Below are 20997 nucleotides of genomic sequence, written 5' to 3'. Positions count from 1 at the left end.
TCCTTAAGCCAGTTGACTCTCACTCTTGGGTTTCGGCATAGCCCATTGCAGGTTTGCTATTTCCTGATTTCCAATAGCCAGATCGCGAGACGGTTTAACCGTCGTAGAAATGTTAAACTGGTTCTTTACGCCAAATTCTCCTGTCGGTAAAACCTCGTCAGGTTTGTTCATGTAGTTTTTTGTAAATTGCTCATTAAGGCGCCCCGTTTTGTAATAATCTTTCGCAAATTGATTACCGTTCTGCGGATCGCGCCAGTCCGCACGATGTAACAACCCTTCCCAAAATTTTCCCGCCTGATAATCGAATGATTTGCACTGGCCAATAGCCAGATCAAAAGCCATTGCGTGCGACGGTACAAATTCGCTCATCACAATAGAGGAGTGCTGGCTGTAGCCTACCGGGTCGATTTTCTGCCATTCCGCTTGCAGTTCTTCCGGTGTTTTCTTCCAGGTAAGGGTAACTAACTGAAAATCACGCGAACCTGACACCTCACCATAAATAACCTCATGCTTGCGTTCAAAACTCTCTTCTTTAAGCTCTGAAGCAGACAAAACGTGACCAGGCTGCCAGCCAATATTTTGATAGCGGTTCACAGCAAAGGTTGTCGTTACTGTGCGCTTAATGGCGCTGGCTTTGGCGGAATAGGAAATGTAGGCGTCCGGGCTGTCCGGATCGACATAATAGGTATATGGTTTATCACTGGTTTTAGGATCGTTATCCGGATGATTATCCTCCCCCTGGAGTTTGAAAATAAAAGGTTCCGGTAACTCCTCACCGTTTATTACCACATCGCGAGCGCTGTAACTGGCGTTCGTTAAAAAGGCATATTTTGCATCCCCCTCATTTCGCGGTGGTAGCTCAAAGGGTTTAGCGTCAGGGATGTTTCCTACTTCACCATGCTGGTAAAACACGCGCTGAAACAGATTAGGTATATCACTGGCGATATTCTGAGGAATGCCCCGCCAGCCAAACCCCTGCACATTCTCCAGCGACACGACGCCATCGTTCGGGCAAAAGTAGTTATACACTTTGCCGTCGTTGCTTCGGCAATATCTGTCATCCGTTCGCAGCGGATTATCGGAAGGTTTGCGCAGGGTACAGGAGGCCTCCAGAGCCAGTAATTCGCGCTCTGCCATTTTCCCGCCACCTTTCCATTGCGTATGCATCAGGCGACAGAAATTTTTAAATGTCTGCTGTCTGGCGTCGTCGGTCTGTTGATAACCCGGCTGAATATTTTCAGCCACACGCGACTCAAGAGAATACGGTGAGTGATTAAGAATGACACAGTTTGCCGGATCGTATCCGGCCTGTTTCACCAGCATATTTGCCAGCATAGTAATAATCGTGCCCTGACTGTGAGCGACGATATTGATAACATCGTTTTGAGTCACTAACGGCTGACGAATCTGAATAATCAAATCCGCCAGCCGTTGAGCGGCAAAAAACTGATAAATTCGGTGCGGGTTTTCATAAATGGGATGGGTAAAATCGCCATCATTGAAGTGCAGCGAGGCAAATCCCGCAGCGGCAACGCCGAAGCCACCGGCGCCGGGGCCCAGCATATCCGGGATCGTCGTCGTCGCGTTGGCAAACGTCCCGCCACCCTTGGCAAAATTCGTATCAAGTGCGTTCTTAAAGTTATCGTTTTGGTACTGGAACGGCCCTTTCCCGTCATTACCCAGCGCCTTTTTATTCGTCTCGTTATCTTCCTGGTACGCATCATAGGGCAGATGTGCTTTGTCACTCAGCTTCCCGACCTCTTCCCGGTAGCGCTTCTGGTCCGCCCGGTAGTCATCATGCGTAACCGGTTTATACCCCCAGTAAAACGGGATAATAGGGGAACGCCCGGGAGTGATAATTCTGTAGTCTTTCCATTCGTGGGCGTAAAAATCCTGCCTGTTAAGTCGCTTACCTAACCCGACCAGTATTCCCTTCTCCTGATTCTGGTAGGCTTCACCCACATCGTTCACGCCATGGACGAGGATCACAATGCCAGGCATCGGGCGCGGCACCGCCACGTTACGCGTCTGGGCGACTTCGCCCAGGGTTTTGTGTACCGGAATATCACCTTCGGATACCACCCGAGGGGCGTAGGGTTTTGTCTTCGCCTCCGTCATTCCATTATCTCCATTTTATAGCTGTCGAGGTCGTCAGCATCGAGCAGCGGCGAATGACCGGCGCTGTCCGTTACGCCTTCCACCACCTGACCGGATGTACTGGTCAGCCTGAATTTTTTGTTTGCCAGAATTTGCTCCGGATCATCACCAGCGTGCAGTTTGTAGCGAAGTTTAAAGGCGCCTTTCTCAAAGGATGGCGTCGGTACCGAGACACTTTCCGCACCGTCGTATTTCAGGCTCGGCGCTTTGAGTTCAATGCCCGTCGGCGAGAAAATGGTGACCAGTCCGGTCGGGCTGATACGGATCCCGCCGCCCCCGCAGACAAACTGCATTCCCTTTCTGGCACTGCCGTTCATTTTCCCGTCGGTGCTCGTCAGCGTGAAATCCTGCTGCGACAGCATGTGCATTTCGCCCCGCTGCGCCTGCGTCGTAATATCCCCGGCACCCGCAATCATCTGGATGCCGAGTTTGCGGGCAAACAGCGACAGTTTTTCCCCTACGGCCAGCGAGAATTTTTTCACCATATTCACGCTGGCATTCCCGCCCGCTGTGGCAATCAGGTCTTTCCCGGCTGACAATTGCAGGCTGTCCGGCGTAACGTGCGCAATTCCACTTTTGCCATATGCCACAATACCGGGCTCCGCGAGATGACTCAGCGTCTGGTTGAGCGCATTTTGCCGATCGGTTTCGACATTACTCGCGCCTGCCGTAAGCGCACTTTGTTGCAGGGTCATCGCCAGCGACAAAGCCTTTTCAAGTTGTGCAATAGCCGCTGTCATATCCAGTTGCTTACCCCCCGCGCGGGGCTGGGCCTCCGTGGTGATCATCACGCCTTTGGCAGCACGCAGCGCCATCCAGTCGTCGGTGCGAGCCTCCACGCCTTCCCCGCGCTTTTTGCCTTCAGCATCAACCAGGTGGCCCACACTCACTTGACCTTTGCCGTACTCCGTAGAGATTTTGATGTGCTCCTGCCCGCGACGGTCTTCGAGACGGATCTTGTTCAACGCGGCTGTGCGGATCACGTTTCGGGTATCGTTACGGTTTGTGACTAAATCCGGGTGGCTGCCGTCGTGCATGACATGCGCGATAAAGGGTCTGTCCGGGTCGCCGCCTTCAAAACCAACGGCAACTTCAGTCCCCTCCAACAGCGGAAAGTGAATACCAAAAGTGTCACCGGCGTACAATCTACCGAGGCGTACCAGGGCGCTTTCGAATCCGACCCGTTTTTCATCCAGGTCAAAATCGAACTTAACCCGGTAGCGCCCAACCGCATCAAGTCCGGCATAGGTTTTATCTCTCCCGATAGCCATCACTCTGGCGGGCACCGTTCCGGCTATCACAGGCCGGGATAAGTATTCAGGACGGAAGCTATAGCCGTGGAGACAGGGGATCCCCGAAAGTACGGCGCGATAGTGTTCAGCACGGCTGCCGCGGATAGTCATCGCAGTTATCACAAACCCGGACTTAAACCCGTCAGGTACAGGCCCTGCGGGATAAAACATAATGCCTGGCTGAAGCTCGGGATCGCTGGTTGTCGCACCAAGAACACGCTGTCCGGTCAACAGGCGTTCATAACGGAGCCGGGCGTAAAATGCGGCGGTTTCCGCCTCTTCGCCGTGAAAATCCCCGCCAGTAAGATAGTGATCGGCATAGTGGTAGTGATGGCCTGACGTTATACCGACGGGAATATTGCTCGTCTGAATTGCTCTTTCCGTCTGCGGAGATTGCGGGTCACGGTAGTTGTAGGTGCGAACCAACACCTTTTTTGGGATCAGGCCGTGCTGTTCCTCAAGATCGGTAATGTATTCGTTATAACTGGTCATACCTGAATGCCGGACATAAGGCATTTGTTTGTCACTGAAGTTATAACGACGAGCAGAATCCCCAAAAATAACGACGGTTTCCGTTTTCACTTTGTTGTGATTCTCAAAACGGAACCAGATCCCTATCTCTGCCAGTAGCCGACGGATGAACCGCAAATCGGTTTCTTTCCACTGAACAATCATTTCCCGGCGCGGGTAGCTGTGGCTCAGTTGGTCAAAATCGATGTTGTAGCCTTCAAAGTGACCACTGTCCTTCATCAGCTTTGTAACGAGTTCCGGGACAGCCATATTCATGTACACCGCTGAACGATAGTTTTGATCCAGCAGCGCCAGCTCATGCTCGAGCACGCATTCATACAGTGCTTCGTCACCAGAAGACATCAGGCGGGAAAATTGGGTGATCGTGCCATTAATCTGGCGCACCGGCAGCCAGGAGGTGTGCCCATGCCATGAGGCTTCCAGATTGGGTGCACGCAGAATAAACTCAACCCTCTGATTGAGTACGGTATCAACGGCGATGTTTTGATCCGGACTGGTAAAACGAATGGTATAGCGATAAGGCTCGTTTAATATCTCTTTTCCTGTAAAAGAATGAACATCAGAAATAACATTTTTGCTACGTGGAAAATACAATAAATACCGATTTAATGTATCCTGCCGCTGAGCCGCCTCGGATTTCCCTCTCATCGTAAGATATTCCTTTAACAAACAAAATGTTTATTAAAAACAATACACCCATCGCCCAGCCATTAAAACACCCAAGTTCACCTTAAATTAATTCGCTAAAACAATATCATTCATGAAATAAATAAAAAATGCATTAAATAACTTCACCACAAATAAATTTATAACTGATTAATTCAATATATAGAGGGCGTAGATAATTCAATTATGATGAGTAATAAGAGCCTTGCGAACCGGGAAAAGAATTTTTGCGGAGCAAATAAATTGTATGGTAGCTTTGGCAGGAACACCGTATCGGGGGAAGAAAAATAACGTAGAGTTGCTGGTCACATAGAGTGACCAGCATCAGACCAAATGGCCCGTTTTTCTCACTGTGAATCGCTTACTGTTTCGCGCCTTCTACCGCTTCGCGAGCCAGTTTAGTGATGCGATCCCAGTCGCCCGCTTCCAGCGCATCCGCAGGAACCAGCCAGGAGCCGCCGATGCACAGTACGCTTTTCAGCGCCAGGTAGTCACGGTAGTTGGCCGGAGAGATGCCGCCCGTTGGGCAGAAACGCACCTGGGAGAATGGACCCGCAATCGCCTGCAACGCTTTAGTGCCGCCGTTCGCTTCAGCCGGGAAGAATTTGAACTCTTTCAGGCCGTAGTCCATGCCCAGCATCAGTTCAGAAACGGTGCTGATACCTGGGATCAGCGGAATCGAACCTTCGGTTGCGGCTTTCAGCAGGGGCTCAGTCAGCCCCGGGCTGATGGCAAACTGCGCGCCCGCTTCGGTCACTTCTGCCAGCTGCTGCGCATTCAGAACCGTACCTGCACCGATGATCGCGTCCGGCACTTCTTTGGCGATAGCGCGGATCGCGTCCATCGCACAGGCAGTACGCAGGGTCACTTCCAGAACACGAACGCCACCCGCCACCAGCGCCTTCGCCATTGGGACAGCGTGCTCCAGTTTGTTTACCACAATCACCGGCACGACAGGGCCAGTGGTCAGGATTGCTTCTGCACTTGTTTTCCAGTTTTTCATCAGAGTTTTCTCTCGCCAGATCGTTAAAATCAAGTCGTCTTAAAACGTAATACAGGTTGCGCCCTGCTCCGCACCGGAGAGTTTTTCACGCAACGCACCAAACATTTCGCGTCCGGTACCCACGCGCGATGCGCTCAGGTCAGGAATATGGGGCTGACGCGCCGCCAGCTCAGCTTCATCCACCAGCAGGGTTAACTCGCCTGTCTGACCGTTAACGCGGATCATGTCACCGTCACGGACTTTCGCCAGCAGGCCGCCGTCGTAGGCTTCCGGTGTGACATGAATCGCTGAAGGCACTTTACCGGATGCACCCGAGAGGCGTCCATCGGTCACCAGCGCAATTTTGAAACGGCGGTCCAATAATACACCAAGCGGCGGCATAAGTTTATGTAATTCTGGCATTCCGTTCGCTTTTGGTCCCTGATGACGCACCACGACTACGCAGTCTTTATCAAGCAGGCCCGCGTCAAAGGCAGGTAAAACGTCGTGCTGGCTTTCAAACACCACCGCCGGGGCTTCGATAACCTGATTCTCTTCCGGCACGGCAGAGGTTTTCATGACTGCACGCCCAAGGTTACCGCTCAGCACTTTAGTGCCGCCGTGAGGAGAGAACGGCTGTTCGAAGGTAGCGATGACCTGCGGATCGAGCGAATCGCTCGCCCCTTCGCGCCAGTCCAGCTCACCGTTGTTCAGCCATGGCTCAAGGGTATAGCGATGCAGGCCAAAGCCCGCCACCGTGTTGACATCCTCATGCAGCAGGCCGCCTTTCAGCAGCTCGCGCATCAGCACCGGCACGCCGCCCGCGGCCTGGAAGTGGTTGATGTCCGCCGGACCGTTCGGGTACAGACGCGCCATCAGCGGCACCACAGAGGAGATATCAGAGAAGTCATCCCAGTTGATCAGAATGCCCGCCGCGCGCGCCATCGCGACCAGGTGCATGGTGTGGTTGGTTGAACCGCCGGTCGCCAGCAGGGCGACAATGCCGTTGACGATGACTTTTTCATCCACCATTTTGCCCATAGGCATCCACTCGTTGCCGTTACCGGTCAGGCGCGTCACCTGCCGGGCCGCGGCTTCGGTCAGCGCTTTACGCAGTGGCGCATCAGGCTGGATGAACGATGAGCCAGGCAGCTGCATCCCCATAAACTCTACCACCATCTGGTTGGTGTTGGCCGTACCGTAGAATGTACAGGTGCCCGGCGCATGGTAGGACGCGGCCTCCGCTTCCAGCAGCGCCTGACGATCCGCTTTCCCTTCAGCGTAAAGCTGGCGGATACGCACTTTTTCTTTGTTTGGCAACCCGCTTGCCATTGGGCCTGACGGCACAAAAATCGCCGGCAGATGACCAAACGACAGCGCGGCCATCACCAGCCCCGGGACGATTTTGTCGCACACGCCCAGATAGAGTGCGCCATCAAACATATTGTGCGACAGGCCAACCGCCGCCGACATGGCGATCACTTCGCGGCTCAACAGCGACAGTTCCATACCGTCCTGGCCCTGGGTTACGCCGTCACACATGGCAGGCACGCCGCCTGCGACCTGACCTACCGCGTTTACGCTGTGCAACGCATTGCGGATGATAGACGGGTAGACCTCATAAGGCTGATGGGCAGAGAGCATGTCGTTATAGGAGGTAATGATGGCGATATTGTTACGCAGCATGCTTTTCAGCGCGTCTTTATCACCAGGCTGGCAGGCCGCAAAGCCGTGGGCCAGATTCCCGCAGGCCAGCTGTGAGCGGTGGACAGTTTCACTCTTCGCCTGTTCGATGCGGGCAAGGTAAGCAGCACGGGTCTCTTTCGAGCGTTCAGCGATGCGCTGTGTTACGCGTAACAATGTCGGATTCATAAAAGCTCCTCTAATTTATCTGTCCAGGCTCGGGAGATTACACAGTTTCTGACGATTGGTAACAACGCTGAAACGCCTGGTATCCGGAGCACAGGGGCAAAATATCTAAGGGGAGTGTAATAAAAAAAGCTCCGCGGGTGAATCCACGCGGAGCTTAAAAGATTAAAAATTATGCCACTTGCTGTGTTAGATCATGTTACCGGTAAAATAACACCTTTGGGCTAGAGAAGAGATTTACTCAAACTCATTCCAGGAGCGGCCATCGCGGGTGATCATCGCAACGGAGGCGACCGGTCCCCATGTTCCCGCCTGATACGGTTTTGGCGCATCCTGGTCAGCAGCCCACGCTTCGGTGATGGAGTCGACCCACTTCCATGCCTCTTCCACTTCATCGCGGCGGACGAACAGCGCCTGGATACCGCGCATGGTTTCCAGCAGCAGACGCTCGTAAGCATCGGCCAGATGCGTCTGGTTGAAGGTTTCTGAATAGCTCAGGTCCAGCTTGGTGGTTTGCAGGTTGTGCTTGTGATCAAGACCTGGCACTTTGTTCAGGATCTGAATATCCACACCCTCGTCCGGTTGCAGACGGATGGTCAGCTTGTTCTGCGGCAGTTCCTGCCAGGATTCTTTAAACAGGTTCAGTTCCGGGTTTTTGAAGTAGACCACCACTTCGGAGCATTTTGCTGGCAGACGTTTACCGGTACGCAGGTAGAACGGCACACCGGCCCAGCGCCAGTCGTCGATATCCACGCGGATCGCCACAAACGTCTCTGTGTTACTGGATTTGTTCGCGCCCTCTTCTTCCAGATAGCCAGGGACTTTTTTCCCCTGGGCAAAACCAGCGGTGTACTGGCCGCGCACGGTTTTCTCACGCACGTTGGAGCGGTCGATACGGCGCAGTGATTTCAGCACTTTCACTTTGGCATCACGAATGCTGTCGGCGGTCAGATCCGACGGTGGCGACATGGCAATCATGCACAGAATTTGCAGTAGGTGGTTCTGGATCATGTCACGCATCTGGCCAGCCTGGTCGAAGTAACCCCAACGGCCTTCGATGCCCACCTCTTCCGCCACGGTAATTTCCACGTGGTCGATAGTACGGTTGTCCCAGTTGTTCACAAACAGGGAGTTGGCAAAACGCAGCGCCAGCAGGTTCAGGACCGTCTCTTTGCCCAGATAGTGGTCAATACGGTAAACCTGGCACTCCTCAAAGAACTCGCCCACCTGGTCGTTGATTTCACGCGAGGTTGCCAGCGACGTACCCAGCGGTTTCTCCATCACCACGCGCGCCGGTTTGGCGTTCAGCTTCGCTTCGCCCAGACCTTTGCAGATGGCGCCGAAGGTGCTTGGCGGCATCGCGAAATAGTTGATGGTGACGCGATTTTCCTGGTCGAGCATTTCACCCAGACGGGTAAAGGCGCCTACATCGTTGACGTCGAGGTTGCAGAAATCGAGACGCCCGCTCAGCTTATCCCAAAGGCTCTCATCGATTTTCTCTTTCATGAACGTTTCGAGCGCCTCGCGCACGACGTTGGTATAAGCCTCCTTATCCCAGTCGGCGCGCCCTACCCCAAGAATTCGGGTATCGGGATGGATCTGGCCCGCTTTCTCCAGCTGATACAGGGAAGGCAGCAATTTTCGGCGTGCAAGATCGCCTTTCGCGCCGAAAATGACCAGGTCACATGCCTGGGCTGTTTGCGTTACCGCCATGTCATTCTCCTCAGTTAGATCGCCTGGTACTCTGCCAGGTATCGTTGTAATTTTATTACAATGCACTGTACTGCTTTTACGTGTTTCCTGAAACCATTAGCGCTTAACGTCACGTGCGATACGGTGATTTTTCGTTGCCCGGGCCATTACGCCCGTCTGATGACGCAACAAACGTCGATTCTTTGCGCAACTGCGTCAGAGCAAAACCCGACGTCGATCAAGTAATGAAAAAAAACAACAACATTTCTTGTCGACGATTACCCTTTCGGGAGCCCCGGGAGTAATATCGGCTAAATCGAATCAAGGTTTCATCTCTTTATGAAATCGTTTATGCCCTCATGAGCGTCTTGTTAACAATGAACATGCTGGAAAAAATCCAGTTTCAACTGGAACACCTTAGCAAATCCGAGCGCAAAGTGGCTGAAGTTATTCTCGCCGCGCCCGCGCAGGCGATTCATTCAAGCATCGCCGCTCTGGCACAGGAATCGGGCGTCAGCGAACCGACGGTCAATCGATTTTGTCGTAGTCTGGACACGCGCGGCTTTCCTGATTTTAAACTGCATCTGGCACAAAGTCTGGCAAACGGCACCCCGTATGTTAATCGCAATGTCGATGAAGACGACAGCGTTGATGCTTACACCGCGAAAATATTTGAATCGGCAATGGCTACGCTGGACCATGTTCGCCAGTCTCTGGACATGAGTTCAGTGAATCGCGCGGTCGATCTGCTCACGCAGGCCAAACGGATTGCCTTCTTTGGCCTTGGCTCATCCGCTGCCGTGGCGCATGACGCCATGAATAAGTTTTTTCGCTTCAACGTGCCGGTGATCTACTCCGATGACATTGTGCTGCAACGCATGAGCTGTATGAATTGTAGCGAAGATGATGTCGTGGTACTCATCTCCCATACGGGCCGTACCAAGAGCCAGGTGGAGCTGGCGCAGCTCGCGCGTGATAACGATGCGATGGTCATCGCCCTGACGACGGCAGGCACGCCGCTGGCCCGGGAAGCGACGCTGGCCATTACCCTGGACGTACCGGAGGACACCGACATGTACATGCCGATGGTCTCGCGCCTGGCGCAGCTGACGGTCATCGACGTGCTGGCGACCGGTTTTACCTTACGCCGGGGCGCAAAATTCCGGGATAACTTGAAGCGGGTCAAGGAAGCCCTGAAAGAATCGCGTTTTGATAAAGAATTGCTTATAAAGAGCGATGTTCCCTAATAACTACGATGTACGTTTTACGGCATTCGGTCCTCTCGCTACTGCCTTGCGATAGATGAAGGCCGATTCTATGTTCACGCAACACCAAAGTTGTTTCAGTCAACGGAGTATTACATGTCCAGAAGGCTTCGCAGAACCAAAATCGTCACCACCTTAGGCCCGGCCACCGACCGCGATAATAACCTCGAAAAGATTATCGCCGCGGGTGCCAACGTGGTGCGTATGAACTTCTCTCACGGTACGCCAGAAGACCATAAATTACGTGCCGATAAAGTGCGTGAAATCGCAGCTAAACTGGGCCGCCACGTTGCTATCCTCGGTGACCTGCAAGGTCCAAAAATCCGCGTATCGACCTTTAAAGAAGGCAAAGTCTTCCTCAACATCGGCGACAAATTCCTGCTGGATGCCAACCTGAGCAAAGGTGAAGGCGATAAAGAGAAAGTGGGTATCGACTATAAAGGTCTGCCTGCTGACGTTGTGCCTGGCGACATCCTGCTGCTGGACGATGGACGCGTACAGCTGAAAGTGCTGGAAGTTCAGGGTATGAAGGTGTTCACCGAAGTGACCGTCGGCGGCCCGCTCTCCAACAATAAAGGTATCAACAAACTCGGCGGTGGCCTGTCTGCTGAAGCGCTGACCGAAAAAGACAAAGCGGATATTGTGACCGCAGCGCAGATCGGCGTGGATTATCTGGCCGTCTCCTTCCCGCGCTGCGGCGAAGATCTGAACTATGCTCGCCGCCTGGCGCGCGATGCAGGCTGCGATGCGAAAATCGTTGCGAAAGTTGAACGCGCTGAAGCGGTCTGCGATCAGGACGCGATGGACGACGTGATCCTGGCGTCTGACGTGGTGATGGTTGCCCGTGGGGACCTGGGCGTGGAAATTGGCGACCCTGAACTGGTCGGTATCCAGAAAGCGCTGATCCGTCGTGCCCGTCAGTTGAACCGGGCGGTGATCACCGCTACCCAGATGATGGAATCCATGATCACCAACCCAATGCCAACCCGTGCGGAAGTCATGGACGTGGCAAACGCCGTGCTGGATGGTACTGACGCGGTGATGCTGTCAGCAGAAACCGCAGCGGGTCAGTATCCGGCGGAAACCGTGGCCGCCATGGCGCGCGTCTGCCTGGGGGCGGAGAAGATCCCAAGCATTAACGTCTCCAAGCACCGCCTGGATATTCAGTTCGACAATGTGGAAGAAGCGATTGCGATGTCTGCGATGTACGCAGCCAACCACCTGAAAGGGGTCACGGCAATCATCACCATGACCGAGTCTGGCCGTACCGCGCTTATGACGTCCCGCATCAGCTCCGGTCTGCCGATCTTCGCCATGTCCCGTCACGAGCGTACGCTGAACCTGACGGCGCTGTATCGCGGCGTGACGCCAGTATACTTCGACAGCACCAATGACGGCGTGGCCGCTGCGCACGATGCCGTGAACCTGCTGCGCGACAAAGGTTATCTGGTGTCCGGTGATATCGTTATCGTGACGCAGGGTGACGTGATGAGCACCATCGGCTCAACCAACACCACCCGCGTATTGACCGTAGAGTAAGATCCGATCCCCTCTCCCCTCAGGGGAGAGGGATGAAGGTTTTCTATTTCTTCGGGAAAAGCTCTTTACGCTTGTACGGCTCCGTTTCGCCCGGTTTACGTGTTTTGAGCAGCTTCAGGATCCACGTATACTGCTCCTTATGTGGCCCCACCAGCACTTCCACCTCTTCATTCATACGGCGCGCAATGGTGTGATCGTCTGCGGTCAGCAGATCGTCCATCGGCGGACGGACCTCAATGCTCAGGCGATGCGTTTTACCGTCATAAACCGGGAACAGCGGGATCACGCGGGCGCGGCAGACTTTCATCAGGCGACCAATCGCGGGTAATGTCGCTTTATAGGTCGCGAAGAAATCGACAAACTCGCTGTGTTCAGGGCCGTGATCCTGATCGGGCAGATAGTAGCCCCAGTACCCCTGACGTACCGACTGAATGAAAGGCTTGATGCCATCGTTTCGGGCGTGCAAACGTCCACCAAAGCGACGGCGCACGGTATTCCAGACGAAATCGTAGATTTTGTTTCCCTGATTATGGAACATCGCCGCCATTTTCTGGCCCTGCGAGGCCATTAACATTGCCGGAATATCGACCCCCCACCCGTGCGGCACCAGGAAAATCACCTTTTCATCATTACGACGCATCTCGTCGATGATCTCCAGCCCTTTCCAGTCAACGCGTTCGACGATCTTCTCCGGCCCCTTCAGCGCCAGTTCCGCCATCATCGCCATGGCCTGCGGCGCGGTGGTGTACATGTCATCAATAATCGCTTCGCGTTCGGCGTCGCTTTTATCCGGGAAACAGTACAACAGATTTATTTGCGCACGGCGTCGTGCGCTTTTACCTACGCGGCCTGCAATACGCCCCACGGTACCGAGCACCGGATCGCGGAGGGAGGCAGGTAGCAACGCCATGCCAGCAAACGCGTATACGCCAAGCCAGGCGCCCCAGTTACGCGGGTGACGAAAGGATTTTTCAAACTCGGGAATGTACTCAATATTGTTTTTTTTGGTTTCCATGCGGTTTCCAGGGTCTGGTGACGCAAAAATATATTCAGATAGTGTAGCGAGGCAGCCGTCCGCGTACAAAAGAAAAAGCCGGCGCACACTGACGCCGGCTTTTTAAATCAGGTGAGCTTAGTCGAAGCGCAGTTGCGGCATCACCTCTTTCACCTGCGCCAGGTAATCTTTGCGATCTTTCCCGGTCAGCCCTTCCGTGCGCGGCAGTTTCGCCGTCAGCGGGTTAACCGCCTGCTGGTTGATCCACACTTCATAGTGCAGGTGCGGGCCTGTTGAACGGCCAGTATTACCGGACAACGCGATGCGGTCACCGCGTTTCACTTTCTGGCCTGGTTTGACCAGCAGTTTACGCAGGTGCATGTAGCGGGTGGTGTAGGTACGACCGTGACGAATAGCAACGTAATAGCCCGCAGCACCGCTGCGTTTCGCCATGACCACTTCACCATCCCCTACCGCCAGCACTGGCGTACCCTGCGGCATGGCGAAGTCAACGCCACGGTGCGGCGCTACGCGACCCGTTACCGGGTTCAGACGACGCGGGTTGAAGTTGGAGGAGACACGGAACTGTTTAGCCGTTGGGAAGCGCAGGAAGCCTTTTGCCAGACCCGTACCGCTGCGGTCATAGAACTTACCGTCTTCCGCGCGAATGGCGTAGTAGTCTTTGCCGTCGGAACGCAGACGAACGCCCACCAGCTGGCTCTGTTCGCGTTTGCCGTCCAGCATTTCGCGGGACATCAGGACAGAGAATTGATCGCCTTTTTTCAGTTTGCGGAAATCCATCTGCCACTGCATGGCTTTGATCACCGAACTGATTTCAGCGCTGGTCAGGCCAGCATCGCGTGCGCTGGAAACAAAGCTGCCGCCTACGGTCCCCTTCATGACGCTGTTAACCCAGTCGCCCTGCTGCATTTCACTGGTCATTTTGAAACCGTTTGCAGTGCGATCGTAGGTGCGGGTTTCGCGACGGGACATCTCCCAGGTCAGACGTTGCAGATCGCCGTCAGGGGTTAAGGTCCAGGAAAGTTGCTGACCAATTTTCAGGTTACGCAGCTCTTTGTCGGATGCGGCAAGCTGGCTGATGTTGCCCATGTCGATACCGTACTGGTTCAGGACGCTGCTCAGCGTATCGCCAGTGGAAACGACATATTCATGAATGCCAGCTTCATTCTGGATCTTGTCATCCAGTTCATCCTGGGGAATAGCTTCATCTTCCTGAGCGGCCTGATCGATAGGCTCGCTGGCCTCAGGCAGCAGAGAGCGGATCTCGCTCTTTTCCAGTTCGATAGTTTTGATGATAGGGGCAGAACTCGGGTGGTAAACATAGGGCCGCCAGACGGCGACCGCTAATGTGAGAACTGTAAGCGACCCCAGCATAACGCGGTGGGGTCGAGGCAGATTGTTAAATGCCAGGGCGACAGAGCGGGCTATCTGTTGCACGTATTCACTTCCTCGTTAATCTCCTTTCAGGCAGCTCGCATACTGATTCGCCAGTTGGCTGAGGAACTGCGAATAGCTCGCTTTGCTCAACTGGATATTCGTACCTAGCGGGTCAAGGGTTCCCATGCGCACGGATGTTCCCCTGGCCACGGCTTCTACGACCGCTGGCCTGAACTGTGGCTCAGCAAAAACGCATGTCGCTTTTTGCTCAACCAACTGTGTTCTGATTTCATGTAAACGCTGCGCACCAGGCTGAATTTCAGGGTTGACGGTAAAATGCCCCAGCGGGGTCAGACCGTAATGTTTTTCGTAATAGCCGTAGGCATCATGAAAAACGAAGTACCCTTTTCCTTTAAGCGGTGCGAGCTCGTTACCCACCTGTTTGTCGGTTGCGGCTAATTGAGCCTCAAAATCCTTCAGGTTGGCGTCGAGTTTGATTCGACTTTGCGGCATAAGTTCCACTAATTTGTCGTGGATTGCAACCGCTGTAAGCCGCGCTATCTCTGGGGAGAGCCAGAGATGCATGTTGTACTCGCCGTGATGGTGATGGTCGTCACCTTTTTCATCGTGAGCATGTTCGTGGTCGTGTTCGTCACCCTCGTCCTCAGCCCCTTTCATGAGCAACGGTTTCACGCCGGACAGCCCGGCAATGGTCACCTGTTTCTCTTCGGGAAGCTGTCTGGCTGACTTTTGCATGAATGCTTCCATCTCAGGACCAATCCAGACGACTAAGTCCGCGTTCTGTAAGCGTTTTACATCAGACGGTCGCAGGGAATAATCATGCTCGGAAGCCCCGTCAGGCAGCAGAACCTGGGTCTCTGTTACCCCATCCGCGATGGCAGAGGCGATAAATCCAAGTGGTTTAAGCGAAGCGACAACGGCGGCGTTAACATCTTGTGCGGTTGTACCCCAAAGTGCAGCGGATAAAGCTGCGAAAAGAAGCGTATTTTTCTGTAACATAATGCGACTAATCATCGTAATGAGTGCGTGGAATGTGATATTATAACATTCGATGACTTCTGCAAGCTTAAATTGACATGACGACTTTAGTTTCTCTTGAAAATGTTTCGGTCTCATTCGGTCAACGCCGCGTCCTTTCTGACGTGTCGCTGAATCTGAAGCCCGGCAAAATACTCACGTTGCTCGGCCCTAACGGTGCAGGCAAATCGACGCTGGTGCGCGTCGTATTAGGCCTGGTCGCCCCTGACGCAGGCGTTATCGTCCGCGAAGACAAATTGCGTATCGGCTATGTGCCGCAAAAATTACACCTCGATGCCACCCTGCCCCTGACGGTGAGCCGCTTCCTGCGCTTGCGCCCCGGTACGCGTAAAGCGGATATCCTCCCGGCGCTGAAACGCGTTCAGGCGGGTCATCTTGTTGATGCGCCTTTGCAAAAACTGTCGGGCGGTGAAACCCAGCGCGTATTGCTTGCCCGCGCCCTGCTCAGCAGCCCTCAGCTTCTGGTGCTGGACGAGCCGACGCAGGGTGTCGACGTCAACGGCCAGGTTGCGCTGTACGATCTGATCGACCAGCTCCGTCGGGAGCTTAACTGCGCGGTGCTGATGGTATCCCATGACCTGCATCTGGTGATGGCGAAAACCGACGAAGTGCTGTGCCTGAACCATCACATTTGCTGTTCCGGCACGCCGGAAGTGGTGTCAATGCACCCGGAATTTATCTCCATGTTTGGCCATCGCGGCGCCGAACAGCTGGGTATCTATCGCCATAATCACAATCACCGCCATGATTTACAGGGACGAATTGTCCTGCGTCGGGGAAACGGACACTCATGATTGAACTGTTACTGCCCGGCTGGCTGGCCGGGATTATGCTTGCCTGCGCCGCGGGTCCACTCGGCTCGTTTGTCGTGTGGCGCAGAATGTCCTATTTCGGCGATACGCTGGCCCATGCTTCATTGTTGGGTGTCGCATTTGGTTTGTTGCTGGACGTGAACCCGTTTTATGCGGTGATTGTCGTCACGCTGCTGCTGGCCGCCGGTCTGGTCTGGCTGGAAAAACGCCCTCACCTCGCGATTGATACCCTGCTCGGCATTATGGCGCACAGCGCTCTGTCGCTGGGTCTGGTCGTTGTTAGCCTGATGTCAAATATCCGCGTGGACCTGATGGCCTATCTGTTCGGCGATCTGCTGGCCGTCACGCCCGAAGATCTGATTTCCATTGCCATTGGCGTGGCGGTGGTGCTCGGGATCCTGCTGTGGCAATGGCGAAACTTGCTGGCAATGACCGTCAGCCCGGATCTGGCCTTTGTCGACGGCGTGAAGCTTCAGCGCGTGAAGCTGCTGTTGATGCTGGTGACGGCGTTAACCATCGGCGTGGCGATGAAGTTTGTTGGCGCGCTGATCATCACGTCGCTGTTGATTATCCCTGCCGCTACGGCGCGTCGTTTTGCCCGTACGCCGGAACAAATGGCCGGTATCGCGGTGATTATCGGAATGATTGCGGTGACGGGCGGGTTAACCTTCTCGGCGTTTTATGACACGCCAGCGGGGCCGTCGGTGGTCTTGTGCGCGGCGGTGTTGTTTATTTTCAGTATGATGAAAAAGACCGCGAATTAACATTGAGGGCGCTGATGCCCTCACCCCAGCCCTCTCCCACGGGGCTGAGGGATCCCCACAAATTAATGCGAGCAGTGAACCATCCCCTCGCCCCTTTGGGGAGAGGGTTAGGGTGAGGGGCACATACGGCGGTAGTGGTCATTCCTTTCACGTTATGTTCCTTGCTACTCTGTAAGCATATGACCGGTGAACGTGCCAGGGCGGCTCAATCGCCACCGCCCTGGCGACCCGGGCTCCCGGCGGTAAATCGCCGCTTCGCGGTGCCCTCAGCTTATTCCTTCAGGCTATCGGGTCGGGCATGAGCCTGCATCCATGCAGGCCACGCCCTCTCGGCGCATCCCTGCGCCTCGCCCCGGCCTTACGGAAACGCTTCGGCTATTTACAGCCGGACCAGGACGTCGCTGCAAGCCATCGTTCATTCTGAAAGTCGCTTTATTGCTTCAGCTTAAAAATTACTGGGGATCCCTCAGCCCACGGGGAGAGGGAACAATGCATTACGGCATCGCGGGCGGCGTAATGCCGAAATGATTCCACGCCCGCACCGTCGCCATACGACCACGCGGGGTACGCTGTAAGAAGCCCTGCTGGATCAGATACGGCTCCAGCACGTCCTCAATAGTCTCACGCTCTTCACCAATCGCCGCCGCCAGGTTATCCAGCCCTACCGGCCCGCCAAAGAACTTATCCAGCACCGCCAGCAGCAGCTTACGGTCCATATAGTCAAAGCCTTCGGCATCCACGTTCAGCATATCCAGCGCCTGGGCGGCAATGTCAGCCGAAATGGTGCCATCGTGCTTCACCTCGGCAAAGTCACGCACCCGGCGCAGCAGACGGTTGGCAATACGTGGCGTACCACGGGAGCGCTTCGCCACTTCAAACGCCCCCTCTTCGCTCATATCCAGCCCCATGTAGCGCGCGCTGCGACCCACGATATGCTGAAGATCCGGCACCTGATAAAACTCCAGACGCTGCACGATACCAAAACGATCGCGCAGCGGGGAGGTTAACGATCCGGCGCGCGTCGTGGCGCCAATCAGGGTAAACGGCGGCAGATCGATTTTGATGGAGCGCGCCGCCGGGCCTTCGCCGATCATGATATCCAGCTGGTAATCTTCCATCGCCGGATAGAGCACCTCTTCCACCACCGGCGACAGGCGGTGGATTTCATCGATAAACAGCACGTCGTGCGGCTCAAGGTTAGTCAACATCGCCGCCAGATCCCCGGCCTTCTCCAGCACCGGGCCAGAGGTGGTGCGCAGGTTAACGCCCATTTCGTTGGCGACGATATTCGCCAGGGTGGTTTTACCTAACCCCGGCGGACCAAAAATCAGCAGGTGATCGAGCGCATCGCCGCGCAGCTTTGCCGCCTGGATGAAAATCTCCATCTGAGAACGAACCTGCGGCTGGCCGATGTACTCATCCAGCAGTTTTGGACGGATCGCGCGATCCACCACGTCATCTGGCTGAATGGTGCCTGCCGATACCAGGCGGTCTGCTTCAATCATCCTTTACCTCACAATGCAGCGCGCAGCGCTTCACGAATCAGGGTTTCACTGCTGGCATCCGGTTTAGCAATCTTGCTCACCATCCGGCTGGCCTCCTGAGGTTTATAGCCCAGCGCCACCAGCGCGGCAACCGCTTCCTGCTCGGCATCATCATCCGATGCAGGCGCGCCCGGGGAAGTCAGCACCAGGTCGGCCGCCGGAGTGAACAGATCGCCATGCAGACCTTTAAAGCGGTCCTTCATCTCGACAATCAAACGCTCCGCCGTTTTCTTCCCGATGCCCGGGAGTTTAATTAACGCAGCCGGATCTTCGCGCTCAACGGCATTCACAAACTGCGGAGCGGACATGCCGGACAAAATCGCCAGCGCCAGCTTTGGCCCGACGCCGTTGGTTTTGATCAGCTCGCGGAACAGCGTGCGTTCCTGTTTGTTATTGAATCCGTACAGCAACTGAGCGTCTTCACGCACCACAAACTGGGTAAAGACAACCGCCTCTTTGCCCGCCTCCGGCAGTTCGTAGAAGCAGGTCATCGGCATATGGACTTCATAGCCCACGCCACCCACTTCCAGCAGCACTAACGGGGGTTGTTTTTCAATGATGATGCCTCTGAGTCTGCCTATCACGTGACGCTCCTGCGTTCTGGAAGAAATTATCTGCCGACATAATAAAAAAAGGCTGGATAAACATCCAGCCTGATTTGTCATTATCGTAACCTGCCTCGCGCCAGATTAAGCCGCGACTCGCTCATTTGCATCGCGTTCTGGCTGACGTGACAGTGGGTAATCGCAATCGCCAGCGCATCGGCGGCGTCCGCCTGCGGGTTCGCGGGAAGCTTCAGCAGGGTACGCACCATGTGCTGCACCTGGCTTTTCTCCGCGCTACCAATGCCCACCACCGTCTGCTTAACCTGACGGGCCGCATACTCAAACACCGGCAGATCCTGGTTCACGGCGGCAACAATCGCCACGCCGCGCGCCTGACCGAGCTTCAACGCTGAGTCCGCGTTCTTCGCCATAAAGACCTGCTCAATGGCGAAATAGTCCGGCTGAAACTGGGTGATGATCTCCGACACGCCCGCATAAATGAGCTTCAGGCGCGAGGGCAGATCGTCCACTTTGGTACGAATACACCCGCTGCCGAGGTAGGTTAGCTGGCGTCCCACCTGACGGATAACGCCATAGCCGGTGACGCGCGAGCCGGGGTCAATCCCGAGGATAATCGACATCACGCGTCTCCCGTTAACGGTTCACAGGCCCTCATCAGAGAGTCGCTGCAACCTCATCAGAGATTTCACCGTTGTGGTACACTTCCTGCACGTCGTCGCAATCTTCGAGCATGTCGATCAGACGCAGCAGTTTCGGTGCGGTTTCCGCATCCATGTCCGCTTTGGTGGACGGGATCATGGAGACTTCAGCGTTATCCGCCTTCAGGCCAGCCGCTTCCAGCGCATCGCGCACGGCACCCATCTCTTCCCATGCGGTGTAGACATCAATAGCGCCGTCGTCGTAGGTCACCACGTCTTCCGCACCGGCTTCCAGCGCCGCTTCCATGATCGCGTCCTCATCACCTTTCTCGAAGGAGATGACGCCTTTTTTGCTGAACAGGTAAGCAACGGAACCGTCAGTGCCCAGGTTGCCACCGGTTTTGGTGAACGCGTGGCGCACTTCGGCAACGGTACGGTTACGGTTGTCGGACAGACACTCAACCATTACCGCCGTACCGCCAGGGCCGTAACCTTCATAAATGATGGTTTCCATGTTCGCGTCTTCATCGCCGCCCACGCCACGTGCGATTGCACGGTTCAGGGTGTCACGCGTCATGTTGTTGGACAGGGCTTTATCCACCGCTGCGCGCAGACGTGGGTTAGAGGCCGGATCGCCGCCGCCCAGACGCGCCGCTGTCACCAGCTCACGAATGATTTTGGTAAAGATTTTACCGCGCTTGGCATCCTGTGCCGCTTTGCGGTGTTTGGTGTTGGCCCACTTACTATGACCTGCCATAAAAAGTTCTCCAAAAATCGCGCCTTCTCAGGCAGCGTTAATTACAAATTCTTCAATCGCCTGCCGGTTGCTCCATGACTTGGTCAGTGCGGCGGCATCCGCCGCATTCACCCAGCGGTAGGTCAGATGTTCAGTGAACACGATCTCCCGCTCATGGGGAAGCGCAAGGCAGAACCACGATTCCGTATTGCGCTCAATTCCCGGTGCATAGCGATGACGTAAATGGCTAAAAATTTCAAACTCCACCGTGCGCTGACAGTCCTTCAGGGTCAGTTGCTCGCGAGCAACATCAATGGCGACCTCTTCCTTTACTTCACGCGCGGCGGCCTGCGGCGCGGTCTCCCCCTCTTCCAGGCTGCCGGTAACCGACTGCCAGAAATCCGGATCGTCGCGCCGCTGCAACATCAGCACCCGCTTCGTGTCTTCTGCATAAATGACCACCAGGACAGAAACGGGACGCTTATATGCCATA

The 20997-nt window shown here is 54.9% G+C and carries 17 protein-coding genes; 4 read left to right on the top strand and 13 right to left on the bottom strand.

Annotated elements, in window-relative coordinates; translation table 11 throughout:
• Window positions 1–3: 3 nt before the first annotated feature.
• From BH712_RS00395 to zwf, 5 genes are all read right to left on the bottom strand, one after another.
• Entirely contained in the window at window positions 4–2118 is a 2115-nt protein-coding gene (locus tag BH712_RS00395) for a T6SS effector phospholipase Tle3 domain-containing protein (RefSeq protein ID WP_006811023.1), read from the bottom strand.
• Complete coding sequence (locus BH712_RS00390; RefSeq protein WP_006811024.1) at window positions 2115–4628, bottom strand: DUF2345 domain-containing protein; 2514 nt, start codon at window positions 4626–4628, stop codon at window positions 2115–2117. Before BH712_RS00390 ends, BH712_RS00395 begins: the two co-directional genes overlap by 4 nt.
• Window positions 4629–5007: 379 nt before the next feature.
• Complete coding sequence (kdgA, locus tag BH712_RS00385) at window positions 5008–5649, bottom strand: bifunctional 4-hydroxy-2-oxoglutarate aldolase/2-dehydro-3-deoxy-phosphogluconate aldolase (RefSeq protein ID WP_006811025.1); 642 nt, start codon at window positions 5647–5649, stop codon at window positions 5008–5010.
• A gap of 39 nt (window positions 5650–5688) precedes the next feature.
• Window positions 5689–7500: a phosphogluconate dehydratase gene (gene edd, locus BH712_RS00380; protein WP_006811026.1), complete on the bottom strand. Its 1812-nt coding sequence runs from the start codon at window positions 7498–7500 to the stop codon at window positions 5689–5691.
• Between the two features lie 234 nt (window positions 7501–7734).
• Window positions 7735–9210, bottom strand: a complete 1476-nt coding sequence (gene zwf, locus BH712_RS00375) for a glucose-6-phosphate dehydrogenase (RefSeq protein ID WP_006811027.1) — start codon at window positions 9208–9210, stop codon at window positions 7735–7737.
• A 356-nt stretch (window positions 9211–9566) separates the two neighbouring features.
• Here zwf and BH712_RS00370 point away from each other — a divergent pair, with 356 nt between their 5' ends.
• A complete protein-coding gene (locus BH712_RS00370; RefSeq protein WP_003859769.1) occupies window positions 9567–10436 on the top strand; it encodes a MurR/RpiR family transcriptional regulator in 870 nt (289 codons plus the stop codon).
• A gap of 114 nt (window positions 10437–10550) precedes the next feature.
• Window positions 10551–11993, top strand: a complete 1443-nt coding sequence (gene pyk, locus BH712_RS00365; RefSeq protein ID WP_006811029.1) for a pyruvate kinase — start codon at window positions 10551–10553, stop codon at window positions 11991–11993.
• A gap of 43 nt (window positions 11994–12036) precedes the next feature.
• On the opposite strand, the gene lpxM is transcribed toward pyk, so the two are convergent.
• From lpxM to znuA, 3 genes are all read right to left on the bottom strand, one after another.
• Entirely contained in the window at window positions 12037–13008 is a 972-nt protein-coding gene (gene lpxM / locus BH712_RS00360) for a lauroyl-Kdo(2)-lipid IV(A) myristoyltransferase (protein WP_039274024.1), read from the bottom strand.
• Window positions 13009–13125: 117 nt separating this feature from the next.
• Window positions 13126–14445, bottom strand: a complete 1320-nt coding sequence (gene mepM / locus BH712_RS00350; RefSeq protein ID WP_006811031.1) for a murein DD-endopeptidase MepM — start codon at window positions 14443–14445, stop codon at window positions 13126–13128.
• 15 nt (window positions 14446–14460) lie between these two features.
• Window positions 14461–15405 (bottom strand): zinc ABC transporter substrate-binding protein ZnuA, encoded by a 945-nt coding sequence (znuA, locus tag BH712_RS00345; protein WP_032674116.1) that lies wholly within the window; start codon window positions 15403–15405, stop codon window positions 14461–14463.
• 77 nt (window positions 15406–15482) lie between these two features.
• Here znuA and znuC point away from each other — a divergent pair, with 77 nt between their 5' ends.
• Window positions 15483–16238 carry a zinc ABC transporter ATP-binding protein ZnuC gene (gene znuC / locus BH712_RS00340; protein WP_006811033.1) on the top strand — a complete coding sequence of 252 codons (756 nt, stop codon included), beginning with the start codon at window positions 15483–15485 and terminating at the stop codon, window positions 16236–16238.
• Window positions 16235–17020, top strand: coding sequence for a zinc ABC transporter permease subunit ZnuB (znuB, locus tag BH712_RS00335; RefSeq protein WP_006811034.1), 786 nt, complete (start codon window positions 16235–16237; stop codon window positions 17018–17020). The genes znuC and znuB overlap by 4 nt, the downstream gene beginning before the upstream one ends.
• A gap of 494 nt (window positions 17021–17514) precedes the next feature.
• Here znuB and ruvB read toward each other — a convergent pair whose 3' ends face one another.
• From ruvB to nudB, 5 genes are all read right to left on the bottom strand, one after another.
• Window positions 17515–18525 (bottom strand): Holliday junction branch migration DNA helicase RuvB, encoded by a 1011-nt coding sequence (ruvB, locus tag BH712_RS00330; RefSeq protein WP_006811035.1) that lies wholly within the window; start codon window positions 18523–18525, stop codon window positions 17515–17517.
• A gap of 8 nt (window positions 18526–18533) precedes the next feature.
• Window positions 18534–19148 carry a Holliday junction branch migration protein RuvA gene (gene ruvA / locus BH712_RS00325; protein WP_003859751.1) on the bottom strand — a complete coding sequence of 205 codons (615 nt, stop codon included), beginning with the start codon at window positions 19146–19148 and terminating at the stop codon, window positions 18534–18536.
• Window positions 19149–19228: 80 nt separating this feature from the next.
• Window positions 19229–19750, bottom strand: a complete 522-nt coding sequence (ruvC, locus tag BH712_RS00320) for a crossover junction endodeoxyribonuclease RuvC (RefSeq protein WP_003859749.1) — start codon at window positions 19748–19750, stop codon at window positions 19229–19231.
• 34 nt (window positions 19751–19784) lie between these two features.
• Complete coding sequence (locus BH712_RS00315; RefSeq protein ID WP_003859747.1) at window positions 19785–20525, bottom strand: YebC/PmpR family DNA-binding transcriptional regulator; 741 nt, start codon at window positions 20523–20525, stop codon at window positions 19785–19787.
• A gap of 27 nt (window positions 20526–20552) precedes the next feature.
• Window positions 20553–20996, bottom strand: a complete 444-nt coding sequence (gene nudB, locus BH712_RS00310; protein WP_006811037.1) for a dihydroneopterin triphosphate diphosphatase — start codon at window positions 20994–20996, stop codon at window positions 20553–20555.
• Window position 20997: the final 1 nt, after the last annotated feature.

The organism is Enterobacter hormaechei ATCC 49162 (assembly GCF_001875655.1).
Lineage (GTDB): Bacteria > Pseudomonadota > Gammaproteobacteria > Enterobacterales > Enterobacteriaceae > Enterobacter > Enterobacter hormaechei.
The sequence above is the reverse complement of the archived record's forward strand: the minus strand, read 5'-3'. Positions and strand labels throughout refer to the sequence as shown.